This window comes from Streptomyces sp. P9-2B-2 (genome assembly GCF_030406865.1).
Taxonomy (GTDB): Bacteria; Actinomycetota; Actinomycetes; order Streptomycetales; family Streptomycetaceae; genus Streptomyces; species Streptomyces platensis.
Map to the genome: position 1 here is coordinate 2917590 of NZ_CP129126.1, position 15820 is coordinate 2933409.

Here is a 15820-nt window from a genome sequence, read left to right on the forward strand (position 1 = left end):
CGCCTCAGCCCCCCCGGCCTCAGCCCTCCGGCTACTCCAGCTGCTCCGGTGCCAGGACCTCCAGCTCCGCCCGGGTCGGGTAGGACGGCTGGGCGCCCGGCTTGGTGACGGCGGCGGCGCCGACCCGTACGGCGAAGCGTGCCGCGCCGGGCAGTGTGTCGCCGCGGGCCAGGCGGGTGGCGAGGGCGCCGGTGAAGGCGTCGCCGGCACCGGTGGTGTCCACGGCCTTGACGCGTACGCCCGGGACGTTCTCGGCTCCGGAGGCGTCCAGGACCAGCGCGCCGTCGCCGCCGAGGGTGACCACGACGGAGCGGGCGCCCCGATCGCGCAGGGCCTGCGCCCACTGGACGGGGGTGCCGTCGGTCAACCCGGAGAGCTGTCGCGCCTCGTGCTCGTTGACCACCAACGGGTCGGCCACCGCGAGGAGTTCGGGGGCCAGCGCCGCTGTGGGGGCCGGGGAGGGGTTGAGGACGACGCGGCTGCCGGCCTGTTCGGCGGCCGCGGCGGTGGCCCGTACGGACTCCATGGGGATCTCCAGCTGGAGGGAGACCACGGCGGAGGCGGCGATGGTGTCCTTCGCGGCGGCCACGTCCTGCGGGGTGAGCGCGGCGTTGGCGCCCGGCGAGACCACGATGCTGTTGTCGCCGTCCGGGTCGACGATGATCATCGCGGTGCCGGTGCGGGCCGTCTCGTCCACGATGACCGGGGTGACATCGGTGCCCGCGGCGCGCTGGGCGCCGAGCAGCAGCTCCCCGTACGCATCGCCGCCGACCCGCGCCAGCAGCGCGGTGCGCCCGCCGATCCGGGCGGCGGCGGCCGCCTGGTTGGCGCCTTTGCCGCCGGCCGATTCCACCAGGTCCGTGCCGAGCACCGTCTCACCCGCGCCGGGCCGCCGGTCGACCCGTACCGTCAGATCCGCGTTGGCCGAGCCGACCACCAGGACGTCATACATGCACCGCTCTCCCACTTCTCTTCTCATCTGTCATTCCCGGCGGCCCCCTCGGACGCGCCGGGCCGCGCGCTCAGTCGTCGAACTTCGCGGCGTTCTCGCTGGTCACCAATACCACCGGCACCCGGACCGACCGCGGCAGCTTCTCACCTCGGGAGGCCTTCAGCGCCCAGTCCACGGCCTGTTTGCCGAGGAGTTCCGGCTGCTGGGCGACGGTCGCGGTCAGGCTGCCGCCGCGGACCGCCTTGACCCCGTCCGGGGTGCCGTCGAACGCCACCACCTTGACGTCCTTGCCGGACCGACCGCCCAGCGCCTTGGACGCGCCCAGCGCCATCTCGTCGTTGGCGGCGAACACCCCGCCGATGTCGCGGTGCGCCTGGAGCATATTGGTCATCACGTCCATGCCCTTGGTGCGGTCGAAGTCCGCGGGCTGCCGGGCGACGACCTTGATGCCGGGGTACTTCTTGATGCCCTCTTCGAAGCCCTTGCCGCGCTCGCGGGCGGCGGAGGTGCCGGCCTGGCCCTCCAGGAAGGCCACCTTGCCCTTGCCGCCGAGCGATTCGGCCAGGGTCTTCGCGGCGAGCCGGCCGCCCGCGACGTTGTCGGAGGCGATGGTCGAGCCGACCGTGCCGCCGTTGACGCCCCGGTCGATGGAGATGACCGGCACCTTCGCCCGGTTGGCGACGCCGACGGCCGGGACCGCGGCATCGGAGTCGACCGGGTTGATGATGGCCGCCTTGACGTTCTGGCTGGTGAACGTCTCCATCTGGTTGATCTGCTGGGTGGGGTCGTTCTGCGCGTCGGTGATGTTGAGGTGCAGTCCGCGGGCGTCCGCCTCGGCCTGCGCGCCCTCCTTGATGCCGACGAAGAACGGGTTGTTCATCGTGGACAGCGCGAGCCCCAGATCGGTGTTGCCGCCGCGGTCGCAGCCGGCCAGGCCCAGGACGGCGGTCGCGGCCAGCCCGGCCGCCAGCGACGCCTTGATCCGGGTGGTCTGCCAGGCGTCCCGCCGGGTGTTCCTCGGGGCGTTCCGCCGGGGGTTCCGCCGGGGGTTCATCGCGCGCTCCGGCGGCGCAGCGTGTCCAGGAGCACCGCCACCGCGATGACCAGGCCGGTGGCGACCTGCTGCCAGAACGCCGAGACGCTCAGCAGGTTCAGGCCGTTGCGCAGCACGGCGAGGATCAGCGCACCGATGAGGGTGCCGGAGGCCTTGCCGGAGCCGCCGGAGAGGCTGGCCCCGCCGATGACGACGGCGGCGATGGCGTCCAGCTCGTAGCCGGTGGCGGCCTGCGGCTGGGCGGAGGTGAGCCGGGCGGCCAGCACGATGCCGGCGACCGCGGCGAACACCCCGGACAGCGCGTAGATCGCGAGCTTGCGGCGCTTGACGTGGATGCCGGAGAGCCGGGCCGCCTCCTCGTTGCCGCCGATCGCGAACATCGCGCGGCCGGCGTACGTACGGGCCAGCACCAGCGCGGCGATCAGCCCCATCGCGATCATGACGAGCACGGGCACCGGCAGCCAGCCGCCGAGGGTGTCACCGAGCGCGCTGACCGAGCCGGGGAAGGGGATCGGCGAGCCGCCGGAGATGACCAGGGCCAGGCCGCGGCCGACCGAGAGCATCGCCAAAGTGGCGATGAAGGCGGGCAGTTTGCCGTAGGCGACCAGCGTGCCGGAGACCAGACCGGCCGCCGCGCCGACCGCCAGGCCGACCAGTACCGCCATCCAGACCGGCAGTCCTTCGTTGGTGGCCGCCCAGGCCACGACGGTGGCGGAGAGCGCGGCGACCGAGCCGACCGACAGATCGATACCCGCCGAGACGATCACGAAGGTGACGCCGAAGGCGAGGATCGCGGTGACCGACGCCTGGACGCCGACGTTGAGGAGGTTCTGCCCGTTGAGGAAGTCCCTGGACAGCGCCGCCATCACGACGACCAGGGCGATCAGCCCGCCGAGCGGGCCGTTCCTGAGGACCGCCCGGGAGAACCACGGCCCGAGGCCGTCCCGGTCCGGTGCCCGTCCCACCGCCTCGGCGGCGGCTCCTGTCTTCACCTCAGTGGACATCGGAGCCCTCCATCGCGCTCTTGTCGTGGTGCTTCGTGCTCTTGGCGGTGCCGCTCGTCTTCTTGGCGGTGCCGGTCGTGTCCTCGGCGGTGCCGTCCGTGTTCCCGGAAGCGGCACCGGGGGCCTGGAGCGCCAGTTCCATCACGGCGTCCTGGGTGGCCTCTTCGGCCGACAGCTCACCGGCCAGCCGGCCCTGTGACATCACCAGCACCCGGTCGCTCATCCCGAGGACCTCGGGCAGATCACTGGAGATCATCAGGACCGCACGGCCGGCCGCCGTCAGCTCGTTGATCAGCTGGTAGATCTCGACCTTGGCGCCGACGTCGATACCGCGCGTCGGCTCGTCGAGGATCAGCAGCCGGGTGTCCGTCAGCAGCCACTTCCCGATGACGATCTTCTGCTGGTTGCCGCCGGAGAGGGTGCGGGCGCTCTGGCCCAGGCCGCTCATCCGGACCTTCAACCGCTCGGCGGCGGTGGCCGCTTCGCGCCGCTGCGCGCCCCGGTCCACCAGCCCGCCGCGGGTGTCGCGGTCGAGCCGGGCGAGGGTGAGGTTGTCCTGGAGGGAGGCGTCCAGCACCAGGCCCTGGCCCTTGCGGTCCTCCGGTACGAGGCCGAGCCCGGCGCGCATCGCGGCCCGGACATCGCCGCGGGCCAGCTCCTTGCCGTCGATCTCGACCGTGCCCGCGTCATAGCGGTCCACGCCGAAGATCGCCCGGACCACCTCCGTACGGCCCGCGCCGACCAGCCCGGCCAGGCCCACGACCTCACCGGCCCGCACCTCGAAGCCGATGCCCTCGAAGACCGGTCCGGCGGTGGTGCCGTTGCGGGTCAGGCCGCGGACGCGCAGCAGGGGCGCGCCCGGCTCGTCGGGGCGGCGGCGCGGGTACTGCTCGGCGATGTCCCGGCCCACCATCAGGCGGATCAGCTCGTCCTCGTCCGTCGAGGCCGGCACCTCCGCGACGGAGCGGCCGTCCCGCAGGACCGTCACCCGGTCTCCGAGCGCGCCGATCTCGTCCAGGTGGTGGGTGATGAAGATGATGCCGACACCGGCGTCGCGCAGTTCGCGGACGATCTCGAAGAGGGTCTCGACCTCCTCGGAGGTCAGCACCGCGGTCGGCTCGTCCATGATCAGGACACGGGCGTCCAGACTGAGCGCCTTGGCGATCTCCACCATCTGGAGGCGGGCGATGCCCAGTTCGGCGACCGGGGTGTTCGGGGAGACATCGAGCCGTACGCGCCGCAGCAGTTCGGCGGCCCGGGCCCGCATGGTCTTTTTGTCGACCAGACCGAGGCGGGTGCGCGGCTGGCGGCCCAGGAAGATGTTCTCGGCGACGGTCAGCCCCGGGACGAGGTTGAACTCCTGGTAGATGGTGGCGATGCCGAGCCGTTCGGCGTCCTGCGCCGAACGGACGGTGACCTCCTCGCCGTCCACGAGCAGGCGGCCCTCGTCGGGGCGGTGGGCGCCGGAGAGCATCTTGATGAGGGTGCTCTTGCCCGCACCGTTCTCGCCGAGCAGGACATGCACCTCACCGGCGCACAGGGTCAGGTCCACGCCGTCGAGCGCGCGGACACCCGGGAACGACTTCGTCACCCCCTCCACGCGCAGCAGTTCGCGGCCGCCCGGTACGTCGTCATTGACGCCGGTCATGCGCTGCCCCTCTCTTCCTCGGGTGGCTTGGGTGGTGGGTGGTTCGGGTTGGGGGCCGTGGCCTGGGTGGGCGGTGATGGCTCGTTCGGGTGGCCCGCCCGGACGGGGTGCCCGGCCCTGGTGGCGGGCCGGACCCGGGCGGGCCGGCTCAGGGGGCGGGTACTTCGCCGCAGGAGCGGCGGGTGACCAGCCGGGCCGGCAGCAGCACCGAGTCGGCCGGGCGGCCCTCGATCCGTGCCAGCAGGGTGTGGACGGCGGCCCGGCCCAGTTCCCGGGTGGGCTGGGCGATGGCGGTCAGCGGCGGATCGGTGTGGGCGAACCACGGCACGTCGTCGTACACCACCAGCGCCACATCGTCGGGTACCCGCAGCCCGCGGGCGCGGAGTTCGTCCATCGCGCCCAGCGCCATCAGGTTGTCGGTGGCCAGCACGGCGTCCGGCGGCTCCGCGAGGTCGAGGAACGCGCTCATCACCTGCCGGCCGCCGGTGTGCTGAAGGTCGGGGGTGGCACCCACCCGCTCGTCGGGCAGGGTGAGGCCGTACCCGCCGAGCGCCGTACGGAAGAAGCCGAGGCGCTCATCGCCGGTGGGGGTGCCGGCCGGGGCGACGATGATCGCGGGGCGGCGGCGGCCGTGGGCGGCGAGATGGGCGGCGAGCTCGGTGAGCGCGGTACGGCCGTCGGCGCGGACGCAGGGGGCGTCGACACCGGGCACGGTGCGGTCCAGCAGCACCAGCGGCGTGCCGGAGGCCACGACCTCGCTGAGCATCGCCGAACCGGTACCGGCCGAGCTGACCAGCAGCCCGTCGATCCGGCGGTCGAGCAGCGTGCGGATGTAGTCGTCCTGCTGCTCGGGGCTCTCGCCGGCATTACCGATCACCAGGCTGTAGCCGAGGCTGCGGGCCTCGTCCTCGACGGCGTCGGCCAGCTCGGTGAAGAAGGGGTTGGTGAGATCGCTGATGATCAGACCGAGCGCGCCGGTCCGCGCGGTGCGCAGCGCGCGGGCGACGTTGTTGGGCCGGTAGCCCAGGTCCCTTACGGCGGCAAGCACCCGCTCCCGGGTCTCGGCAACCGGGCTGTGGCCATTGAGCACCCGCGAAACCGTGGCCACGGAAACCCCTGCCCGCTCCGCCACATCCTTGATGTTCGCCATGGCACCGTCGCCGTTCCGTTTGTCCGCTGGTTGCTGGTTGCTGGTTGCTGGTTGCTGTTCGCGCCTCCCGTAGGGGGCGGTTCGCGGGTTCGCCTTGATCGCCGTGTAATCGTTTCCGCGAGAAATGCGTGGGGGCTACGAAATCGATTACACGGGGGGTGCGTCAAGACAGGGGGAATGTTGCGTGCGTCACAGGGGGGCGGGGAGAGGTGCGGGCGTTGCGAGGTGCGAGCTGCGCGGGCTGCGTCGAGCCCGGGCACTCCCCCGTTGACCGTTCCGCCTCGACGGCGGGTACCGGCCGTGTCCGGACCCCGTGGGGCCGGCCCCGGCGTTACCGGGCGAACTGCCCCACACAAGCGACGATCGCCACCAGCAGGCCCAGCACCCCGATGACCACCTGCCATCTGTCAGACGGCGCCCACCGGTCGCTCTCCTGCTCCGTGTCCTGATCGTCCATCGCTCCTCCTCGCTCCTCCGGACAGGCCCCGGAAGCCAGGGCCCCCGCCGGCCGACCGCCGACGGAGCTGTGGGGAGGAACGTGGTGAAGCGCCGCCAGAATAGCGTGAGTTGAGCCGACGCAGGCCCGAAGGCGGGACCGAGGAACGGGACCGGAGAACGGGAGCGGAGAGCGGGAGCGCAGGGCGGGAGGAAGCGCGGCCCCGCAGCGGGCCAAGGGCCCCGCCCCTGCCACGAACGCGGGGGCTGCACCACACCCGCAGACCCCAAAGGGCCGCACCCCTTCGCGGGATGCGGCCCTTGCGGAAGTGCTCGGGTGACGTCGTGGGTCAGGCGACGGTCAGCTTGACCTCGATGTTGCCGCGGGTGGCGTGGGAGTACGGGCACACCTGGTGCGCCTTCTCCACGAGGTCCTGGGCGGTGGCCGCGTCGACCTGCGGGATCGAGACGGCGATCTCGACCGTGAGGCCGAAGCCCCCGTCCGGGGTCTTGCCGATGCCAACCTTGGCGGTCACCCGGGAGCCGGAGACATCGGCGTTCTCCCGGCGGGCGACGACGCTGAGCGCGCCCTGGAAGCAGGCGCTGTAACCGGCGGCGAAGAGCTGCTCGGGGTTGGTGCCGGCGCCGCTGCCGCCCTGCTCCTTGGGCGGGTTGACGACCACGTCGAGCTTGCCGTCGTCGCTGGCGACGCGGCCGTCACGGCCGTTCTCAGCGGTGGCGACGGCGGTGTAGACGACGTCGACGGTCTGGATGGACATACCGAATCCTCCTGTGGTTCGCCGCGACTCGCGCCCACGGATCACGACGGCGTGCCGCCGAGCCTAACGGGCGAGCGCAAGGGGGTGAGCGGAGTACGGGGCGGGAGGAGTAGGGGCGCGGAGGAGTGCGGGGTGGGGTGGGGGAGGTACACAGTCCTCCGGCTTCCCCTCCCCCACCCCACCCCCACCACGGCTCGGGCCTGCCGGCCATGCTCCAGCCCTCAACTCCCCTCCAGCCGCGAGCCTTCAGAACTCAGCCCGCGGCAGCCCCCGACAGCGCGTCTCAGCCCTCCAAGCTGACGATCATCTTGCCCGTGTTCTCGCCGCGCAGCAGGCCCAGGAAGGCCTCGACGCCGTTCTCTATGCCGGACACCTTGGTCTCGCCGTACTTCAGTTCGCCGGAGCGGATCCAGGCGGAGACCTCCTCGACGAACTTCGGCTGGAGGGCGGCGTGGTCGCTGACCAGCAGGCCCTGGAGGCGCAGGCGCTTGCCGATCACCATGGCGAGGTTGCGGGGCGCGGGGCTCGGCTCCGTGGCGTTGTACATCGAGATCATGCCGCAAATGGCGGCACGGCCATGAACGTTGAGGGAGCTGATGGCCGCTTCGAGGTGGTCGCCGCCGACGTTGTCGAAGTAGACGTCGATACCGTCCGGGGCGGCCTCCTTCAGCTGCTTGGCGACGTCGCCGTTCTTGTAGTTGAAGGCGGCGTCGAAGCCGTACTCCTCCACCAGGAGCTTGACCTTCTCGTCGGAGCCGGCCGAGCCGATGACCCGGGAGGCGCCCTTGAGCTTGGCTATCTGGCCGACCTCGCTGCCCACCGCACCGGCCGCGCCGGAGACGAAGACGGCGTCGCCCTCCTTGAAGGACGCCACCTCCAGCAGGCCCGCGTACGCGGTCAGGCCGGGCATGCCCAGCACGCCGAGGTAGGCGGTGAGCGGAGCCAGCGACGGGTCCACCTTGGCGGCGCGCTTGGCGTCCAGGACCGCGTACTCGCGCCAGCCGAGGCCGTGCAGGACATGGTCACCGACGGCGATGGAGTCATCGCGCGAGGCGAGGACCTCGCCGACCGCACCGCCCTCCATCGGCTGGTCGAGCTGGAAGGGCGGGACGTAGGACTTCACATCGTTCATCCGGCCGCGCATGTACGGGTCGACGGAGAAGTGCTGGGTGCGGACCAGAATCTGGCCCTCGCCGACCTCGGGCACCGCGGCCTCGCGCAGCGCGAAGTCCTCCGGGGTGGGCCAGCCATGGGGGCGGGCGACGAGGTGCCATTCGCGGCTGGTCGTGGGCAGTGCGGACATAAGCGCGTTCCTCCTAATGCTTCAGGTACTGAAACAACCATGCTCCTCGATATTTCAGATTGTCAAGTAAATGGGTATCCTCGTGTGCATGACCCCCCGCGCAGACCCCCTGACCGTCGAGGTCGTCGACCTCATCGGCACCGTCGTGGCCCGCTACTACGAGGAGTACGAGCAGGCCGCGACCGAGCATTCGCTGACCGGCGCGCAGGCCCGGGTGCTGAGCCTGCTCTCCATCGAGCCGCTGCCCATGCGCAAGGTCGCCCAGCGCCTGAAGTGCGAGCCGTCGAACATCACCGGCATCGTGGACCGGCTGGAATCCCGCGGCCTGGTCGAGCGCCGCCCCGATCCGGCCGACCGCCGCGTGAAGCTCGCCGCCCCGACCGAGGAGGGGGCGCGCCTGGCCCGGGCCCTGCGGACGTCCCTGGACTTCGCGCGCGAACCCCTCGGCCGGCTGACGGCCGCCGAGCGGACACTGCTGAAGGAGCTACTTCAGCGGATGCTGGGCGTCGCCCCGGAGTGAGCCGGGTGGGCGGCCTCCGGAATCCCGGCCGCCCCGACGGCACCCGCTTCCCCCTCCGCTCCCGGTCTCCCCAGTCCCCGCAGCAGCAGCACGGCCAGCACCGCGGCGCAGGCCATCACCCCCGCGGCGACGAGGACGGCCGACTGGAGGCTGTCGGTGAAGGCGGAGCGGGCCGCGGTCAGCAGTGACTCGCCCGCGCGGAGCGGGAGTTCGGCGGCCACCGCGGCGGCGCCGGCCAGGGTTTCGCGGGCCGCGTCGGCGGCGCCCGACGGGAGACCGGCGGGCAGGGCACCGGCCATGTCCGCGCGGTAGACCGCGCTCCCGATGCTGCCCAGGATGGCCATGCCCAGGGCGCCGCCCAGTTCGGTGCCGGACTCCAGCAGGGCCGAGGCGGAGCCGGCGCGCTCGGGCGGGGCGACGCCGATGGCCAGTTCGTTGCCGAGGGACATCACCATCACCAGGCCCGAGGCGTAGACCGACGAGGCGACCAGGACGAACCACAGGGCCGAGCCCGGTTCCAGCCAGGACAGCCAGACGAAACCGCCGGCCGCGATGACGAACCCCAGGGCGATGACATACGCCCGGTCCATGCGCCGGCCGAGCACGGCCGCGGCCGGTGCCATTCCGCCCACCGCGAGGGTCGGCAGCAGGTTCCACAGTGCCGACTCCATGGGGCCCATGCCCCGTACGGTCTGGAGGTACTGGGTGAAGAAGACCGCGCAGCCGACGACCGCGAACGTCGCCAGCAGATTCATCAGCACCGAGACGCTGAACCCGCGGTGGCGGAACAGTTCCAGGTCGAGCATCGGATGGCGGGCGGTGCGCTGGCGGTACACGAAGGCCGCGGCGGCCAGCAGCCCGGCCGCGAGGACGAGGGCGGGCCGCAGCGCCAGGCCGTCGCGGGCGATCTCCTTGATGCCGTAGACCGTCGGCAGCATCGCGAGCAGGGACAGCAGCGAGCCGGGCAGATCGAAGCGCCCGGCCGCCGGGTTCTTGAACTCCGGCAGCAGCAGCGGCCCGCAGACCAGCAGCAGCACCATCGCCGGGGCGTTGATCAGGAAGACCGAGCCCCACCAGAAGTGTTCCAGCAGCGCCCCGCTGAGCACCGGGCCGACCGCGATCCCGCCCATCATCGCCGACGACCAGATCGCGACGGCCTTGCCGCGCTGCTTGGCGTCATGGAAGAGGTTGCGGATCAGCGCGAGGGTGGACGGCATCAGGGTCGCGCCGCCGATGCCGAGCAACGCCCGTGCGGCGATGAGCATCTCGGCGCTCTGCGCGTAGGCGGCGACCCCGGAGGCGAGGCCGAAGAGCAGGGCGCCGGACAGGAGCAGCTTGCGGCGGCCGATGCGGTCGCCGAGCGCGCCCATGGTGATCAGCAGGCCGGCCAGGACGAAGCCGTAGACGTCGAGGATCCACAGTTGCTGGACGCTGCTGGGCTCCAGTTCCGCGGTCAGGAACGGGACCGCGAAGTAGAGCACCGAGACGTCCATGGAGACGAGCAGGCAGGGCAGCAGGAGGACGGCGAGGGCGGTCCACTCCCGGCGGCCGGCCGACGGCGGTGCCGGCTGCGACGGCGGCGGGGATGTGTACGAGGTAAACGACATAGGTGACACCGTAAGCAGCGCGGGCTTACGGCGCAAACACCAGGCCAGATAAGGGAATTGGAGGTGCATCACACTAGTGCACCGAGCTAGTGCAATGCCCTGATGGGACCGGCGCTGATACGCTCACGGGCAGCGAAATCCCCCTGGTGCACTAGTACGGAGGTCACCCCGTGGAGCAGTCGGCGCCGCCCTATCGCCGGATCGTCGACGCGATCCGGTGCCGTATCGACTCCGGCGATCTCGCGCCGGGCGACCGGGTGCCCTCGACCCGGCGGATCACCCAGGAGTGGGGGGTGGCGATGGCGACCGCCACCAAGGTCCTCACCACCCTGCGCCAGGAGGGCGTGGTCCGCGCCGTGCCGGGCGTGGGCACGGTGGTGGCCGAGCCGCAGCCGCAGCGGGCCGCGCGCGCCGAACTCCCGCGGGAGCGGCGGCCGCGCGAGACGGACCGCGGGCTGAGCCGGGAGAGCGTCGTACGGGCCGGCCTCAAGATCGCTGACGCCGAGGGGCTGCGGGCGCTGTCGATGCGCCGGGTCGCCGCCGAGTTCGGGGTGTCCTCGATGGCGCTCTACCGCCATGTGGCCAACAAGGACGCGCTGGTGGTGCTGATGGCGGACGCGGCGTTCCGCGGCGTCGAACTCCCGGACCCGGCGCCGGACGACTGGCGCGCGCGGATGGCGGCGGGCGCACGGCTGCAATGGGAGCTCTACCAGCGGCATCCGTGGCTGGCGCACTATCTGTCGATCACCCGGCCGCAGCCGATGCCGCGGGCGATGGCGCTCATCGAGTGGACCATGGCGCGGGTGACCGGCATGGACCCGGTGACGCTGATCCATATGGCCGTGACGCTGCTCAACTACGTGCGCGCCACCGCCGCCGGCTTCGAGGACGATCTGGAGGCCGAGCAGGAGACCGGGCTGGACCGGAACGCGTGGATGGCATCCATGGAGCCGGTGTTCGAGGGCATCCTCACCTCGGGCTCCTACCCCATGTACGGGGGGATCTCCGGGCACGACGACGACGCGGTGACGCTGACCTCGCTGTTCGAGTTCGGGCTGGCCCGGCTGCTGGACGGGATGGCGGCGCTGGTGGAGGGCCGGGCGGCGGACTCCGGCGGGGTCAGCTGAGGTCCCCGCGCAGCCGCCGGGCCCGTAAGACCAGCTCCAGTTCGAAGCGGCGGTCCGGGTCGTCGATCTCCGCGCCCCATAACTCCCGTATCTGGCGCAGCCGGTAGCGCACGGTCTGCGGATGGACGCCGAGCCGGGCGGCGACCTCGGGGGCGCCGCCGCGGGTCTCCAGCCAGGCGAGCAGGGTCTCGGCGAGCCGCCGGCCGTGGGCGGGGCCGCAGCTGTCCAGGGGGGCGAGGCGGCGGCGGGTGAGGTCCTCGATCAGCTCCTCCGGCGGCAGCAGGACCAGCGCCTCGGTGTGCTCGGTGCACTGGAGCAGCTCGCCCGCCGGCAGCAGTCCGCGCTCGGTCAGATCGACCGCGGCCCCGGCCCAGCGCAGCGATTTGGCGGCGTCCAGCAGCGGTACGGCGGGGCCGATCGCGCCGGACCAGCCGGCCGCCGCGCGGGCCAGCAGCTCCCGCCGTCCGGGGGCGTCCGGCTCGGGCACCACCATCCGCGGCCGTTCGCTCTCCATGTCCAGCAGGACGTCCGGGGCGACGGCGGGGGCGACCGCCTCCCGGGCCGGGCGCAGCAGGACCGCGACCGCGACCCGCGCGGGCAGCGTCCAGCCGATGGCGGCGGCGCGCTCGGCGAGGGCCGGCGGCACCCCGTCCGCCGTCCCCGCGCCGCGCCGCCGTCTTGCCGGGCCCGTGAACAGCTGCTCCATCAGGCGCCGTTGCAGCCGCAGCCGTTCACCGGCCTGGCGGGCGGCGGCCTCGGCGTAGCCGCGTACGGATTCGGCGACCAGCCCGTCCAGGTACTCGTAGCCGGACTCGGCGAGCTCGTACATCGCGGGTGCCGGGATCGCGACCTGCTGGCCGATCTCGGCGAGCCGCCGCCAGGCCAGCCGGACGCCCAGCCGGTAGACGGCCTGGAGGACGTCCAGGCTGCGGCCCTGGAGGCCCTCGCCGCGGCCGAACTCCTGGAAGACCCGCGGGTGGATATGCGGCCGGTCCGGGCCCGCCGTCAGATGCGCGACGAAGTGCTCCAGCGACTGGCGGATGCCCACCAGCGCCCGGGGCTCCCCGAACTCATCCGGGACCACCGGGAGCTGGGGGTAGGCGTGGCGGATCTCCCGGAGGATGTCCTGGGCGAGGGCGGGCACCTCCTCCAGCGCCCGGGCGGCGAACTGCCGCACCTGGTAGGGCGGGACCTCCCGCCAGGCCGAGCGGACGGCCGTCACCATGACCCGGACCTCCTCAGCACGCCCGCCTCCCCGGCCCGCCCGCTACTCGCCGCTCCGGTCGAAGGTCACCAGCGGCACATTCGGCTGCTCAGGGGTGGCGTCCAGGGCGGCGACGATGCCGAGCGCGACGCCGGCGGCGAGGGCGGCGGCGGTCAGCGCGGTCAGTGCGGCGGCGAGCGTACGGTGCATGGCGCGGCGAGCCCTTCGTCGATGCCGGAGCCCGTCGGCGGTCTCCGTCGAGGTTGGCGCGGCACCCGGCACGGCGGCCCGGCGTCGCGTCCCACAGCGCGGCACCACCGGAGTCGTGGTGCCTGCCGAGTGTGGAAGGGCATTGACGCCCTGTCAAGAGTTCCCTTACGTTCCCGGCCCATGGCGCCGCGCGGCGCCCGCACGTGCACCAGAGCGTGATTCCCCCACCGCTTCCAGGAGTGCCCGTATGCCCGTATCCGGCAAGCCCGCCGCCTCCCCCACCACGGCCACCGCCGCCCCGCCCCTGTCGCTCGCCGTCCTCGGTCTCGGCGTCTTTCTGCTGGTCCTGGCGCCCCTGCTGGCCTGGTACGTCACGCCACGGGCCAAGGTCACGCCGGTCGATGTCGATGTCACCACCGTCTTCACCGGCGACGGCAGCTACTTCGACACCGCCGCGCTGAAGACCAGGGACCACCGTCGGATCACCATCACCCGCCACGTACTGGGCGATGTCGCGGCGAGCGAGAAGAGCGGGCGGGCGGTGTGGGACGTCTCCACCACGGTCGACACCCCGCAGACGCTCGCCCTGAAGGACCCGCGCCGCGCCTTCCAGTGGACCACCGAGCGCTGGGTCACCGACCGGCACAGCAATGCGCCGGCGCACTGCTGCGGGGAGGCCCCGACCCGGTTCGACGGCGATGCCTACCTCAAGTTCCCCTTCGATGTGCGGAAGACGGGCTATCGCTGGTGGGACAACACCCTGGGCGCCGCCGTCCCGCTCCGCTTCGCCGGTACACGGGCGGTCCAGGGCTTCCAGGGCTACCGCTTCACCGGGACCGTGCCGCCCACCCGGACCGGCAGCCGGCAGGTGCCCGGACGGCTCGTCGGACGGCCGGAGCAGGGCCAGATCCAGGCCGAGGAGTGGTACGCCAACTCCGCTGTCGAGCTGGTCGTCGAGCCGCACACCGGCCGGATCATGGATGCCGCGATCTCGCCGGTCAAGACGCTGCGCGCACCCGGTGCCCGGCGTACCGCGGTGACGCTGCTGCGCGGCGAGCGGTTGCGGTTCACGCCCGCGACGCAGCGGGCGCAGGTGCGGCTGGCGAGGGCGGACCGCGACAAGCTGGTGCTGGTCGGCCGGACGCTGCCGGTCACGGCCGGGGCGGCGGGCGCGGTGCTCGTACCGGCCGGGGTGGTGTGGGTGGTGCGCGGACGGCGGGCGACCGGCCGGTCCTGAGCGAAGTGATGAACCGTCAGACCAAATCGGGGCCGTTTTTGTCACCCCGGTGAGTAGCCGCGGGTAACGGGGCGGGCGAAAACTGTCCACCCCACACGCGGACGACCGGCCTTCCGGTCGGCGCACCTCCGCTTCACCGCGGTGCCCGTCCGCCGCACCGCAGCGCACCCCGCTTCGCCACAGCACAGCGCCACTTCACGAAAGCGCACCCCCGCTTCCCCGCAGCACAGCGCCACTTCACCGCAGCACACCCCGCTTCCCCGCAGCACAGCACCGCGAGCCCCATCGTCCCCGCCCGCACGGTGCGACCCGGCACCGCATGAGGCAGCACGGCCCGCACGACTCAGTACGCAGTACGTCCCCCACCGCCGGTACCGCACCCTGAGACGAGTTGGATCGCAGATGCCCCCGTACGCACACCCGTCCCCGCCCCCCGCAGCGCCCGCCCCCTCGGCGTCCGGGCCACCCGGCTCGGGGCCGCCACCGCTGCCGCGCCGGATCGTCTTCCTCGCCCGCCGCGATCTGGGCAACCCCGCCGCCGGCGGCTCCGAACTGCTGGTGGACCGGATCGCCGAGGGGCTCAGCGCCCACGGGCACCAGGTCACTCTGCTGTGCGGCGGGCCGCCGTCCGCCGGGCTCCCGGCCCAGGGCGGTGCCCCCGCCCGCGGCTACCGGGTGGTGTCCGCGGGCGGCGACGCCGGTCATTTCCTGCGTGTGCCCCGCCAGTTGGCGCGCCGGGTCGGGCCCTGCGATCTGCTGGTCGAGGTCTGCAACGGCATGCCGTACCTGGCGCCGCTGTGGCACCGCGGTCCGACACTGTGCCTGGTCAACCATGTCCATACGGACCTGTGGCGGCTGCGCTGCCCGGGGCCCGCAGCCCGGCTCGGCCGCCGCCTGGAGCACTGGGCGCTGGCCGGTGCGCACCGCCGCGATCTGATGGTGGCGGTCTCCGGCTCGACGGCGTCCGCGCTGCGCGGCCTCGGGGTCGACGCGGGGCGGATCCGCCTGGTGTACAACGGCGTGGCGGAGCCCGGCCCGCCGGCCCCCAAGGCGCCGGAGCCGCTGTTCCTGGCCATGGGGCGGCTCGTCGAGTACAAGCGCATCGATCTGCTGCTGCGGCTGTGGGAGCGGGTCCGGCCGGTGACCGGCGGCCGGCTGGTGATCGTCGGCGACGGCCCGGAGCGCGCCCGGCTGGCCGCGATGGCCGGGCCCGGCGTCACCTTCACCGGCCATGTCTCCGAAGAGCGCAAGCACCAACTGCTGTGCTCCGCCTGGCTGTTGCTGCACCCCTCACTCGTCGAGGGCTGGGGGCTGGTGGTGATGGAGGCCGCCGCCCGCCGCACCCCGGCCGTCGGCTTCGACATCCCGGGCCTGCGGGACTCCGTCGAGGACGGCACGACGGGGCTGCTGGCCCGCGGTGAGAGCGCGTTCGCCGCGCACTGGTGCACCCTCGCGCTCAGCGCCCGGCGCCGCGACGCCCTGGGCCGCGCCGCCGAACGGCGCGCCGCCCGCTTCCGGTGGAGCCATACGGTGCAGAGCTTCCGGGCGGTCGCCGCGGAGGCCGCCCTCGACCCGCTCCCCAGGCGGTGA

The 15820-nt window shown here is 72.9% G+C and carries 13 protein-coding genes and 1 pseudogene; 4 read left to right on the forward strand and 10 right to left on the reverse strand.

Going from position 1 to position 15820, the window contains the following annotated elements; translation table 11 throughout:
- Nucleotides 1-31: 31 nt before the first annotated feature.
- The 7 genes and pseudogenes from QT196_RS12740 to QT196_RS12770 form a co-directional block, all read right to left on the reverse strand.
- On the reverse strand, nucleotides 32-952 hold the full coding sequence (locus QT196_RS12740; RefSeq protein WP_290354926.1) for a ribokinase: 921 nt from the start codon (nucleotides 950-952) through the stop codon (nucleotides 32-34).
- A gap of 70 nt (nucleotides 953-1022) precedes the next feature.
- A pseudogene (locus tag QT196_RS12745) lies at nucleotides 1023-3010 on the reverse strand (substrate-binding domain-containing protein).
- Nucleotides 3000-4658 carry a sugar ABC transporter ATP-binding protein gene (locus QT196_RS12750; RefSeq protein ID WP_266730790.1) on the reverse strand — a complete coding sequence of 553 codons (1659 nt, stop codon included), beginning with the start codon at nucleotides 4656-4658 and terminating at the stop codon, nucleotides 3000-3002. Before QT196_RS12750 ends, QT196_RS12745 begins: the two are co-directional and overlap by 11 nt.
- Nucleotides 4659-4806: 148 nt before the next feature.
- The gene (locus QT196_RS12755; RefSeq protein ID WP_168478971.1) at nucleotides 4807-5808 is read right to left on the reverse strand and encodes a LacI family DNA-binding transcriptional regulator; all 1002 of its coding nucleotides are present in this window, start codon (nucleotides 5806-5808) and stop codon (nucleotides 4807-4809) included.
- A gap of 331 nt (nucleotides 5809-6139) precedes the next feature.
- Nucleotides 6140-6265: a hypothetical protein gene (locus QT196_RS12760; RefSeq protein ID WP_018088072.1), complete on the reverse strand. Its 126-nt coding sequence runs from the start codon at nucleotides 6263-6265 to the stop codon at nucleotides 6140-6142.
- A gap of 328 nt (nucleotides 6266-6593) precedes the next feature.
- On the reverse strand, nucleotides 6594-7022 hold the full coding sequence (locus tag QT196_RS12765) for an organic hydroperoxide resistance protein (protein WP_168478972.1): 429 nt from the start codon (nucleotides 7020-7022) through the stop codon (nucleotides 6594-6596).
- Nucleotides 7023-7305: 283 nt separating this feature from the next.
- A complete protein-coding gene (locus tag QT196_RS12770) occupies nucleotides 7306-8325 on the reverse strand; it encodes an NADP-dependent oxidoreductase (protein WP_290354927.1) in 1020 nt (339 codons plus the stop codon).
- 88 nt (nucleotides 8326-8413) lie between these two features.
- Here QT196_RS12770 and QT196_RS12775 point away from each other — a divergent pair, with 88 nt between their 5' ends.
- On the forward strand, nucleotides 8414-8845 hold the full coding sequence (locus QT196_RS12775) for a MarR family transcriptional regulator (protein WP_168478974.1): 432 nt from the start codon (nucleotides 8414-8416) through the stop codon (nucleotides 8843-8845).
- Here QT196_RS12775 and QT196_RS12780 read toward each other — a convergent pair.
- Nucleotides 8815-10452 carry an MFS transporter gene (locus tag QT196_RS12780; RefSeq protein WP_290354928.1) on the reverse strand — a complete coding sequence of 546 codons (1638 nt, stop codon included), beginning with the start codon at nucleotides 10450-10452 and terminating at the stop codon, nucleotides 8815-8817. The two genes, QT196_RS12775 and QT196_RS12780, sit on opposite strands and share 31 nt — an antisense overlap.
- A gap of 170 nt (nucleotides 10453-10622) precedes the next feature.
- Here QT196_RS12780 and QT196_RS12785 point away from each other — a divergent pair, with 170 nt between their 5' ends.
- Complete coding sequence (locus QT196_RS12785; RefSeq protein WP_290354929.1) at nucleotides 10623-11579, forward strand: GntR family transcriptional regulator; 957 nt, start codon at nucleotides 10623-10625, stop codon at nucleotides 11577-11579.
- Here QT196_RS12785 and QT196_RS12790 read toward each other — a convergent pair.
- A complete protein-coding gene (locus QT196_RS12790) occupies nucleotides 11572-12804 on the reverse strand; it encodes a helix-turn-helix domain-containing protein (protein ID WP_290354930.1) in 1233 nt (410 codons plus the stop codon). The genes QT196_RS12785 and QT196_RS12790 overlap by 8 nt on opposite strands.
- Nucleotides 12805-12846: 42 nt before the next feature.
- Nucleotides 12847-12993 (reverse strand): hypothetical protein, encoded by a 147-nt coding sequence (locus tag QT196_RS12795; RefSeq protein ID WP_168478977.1) that lies wholly within the window; start codon nucleotides 12991-12993, stop codon nucleotides 12847-12849.
- Between the two features lie 247 nt (nucleotides 12994-13240).
- On the opposite strand from QT196_RS12795, the gene QT196_RS12800 reads away from it, so the two are divergent.
- Nucleotides 13241-14230 carry a DUF3068 domain-containing protein gene (locus QT196_RS12800; RefSeq protein ID WP_290354931.1) on the forward strand — a complete coding sequence of 330 codons (990 nt, stop codon included), beginning with the start codon at nucleotides 13241-13243 and terminating at the stop codon, nucleotides 14228-14230.
- 402 nt (nucleotides 14231-14632) lie between these two features.
- The gene (locus QT196_RS12805) at nucleotides 14633-15820 is read left to right on the forward strand and encodes a glycosyltransferase family 4 protein (RefSeq protein WP_290354932.1); all 1188 of its coding nucleotides are present in this window, start codon (nucleotides 14633-14635) and stop codon (nucleotides 15818-15820) included.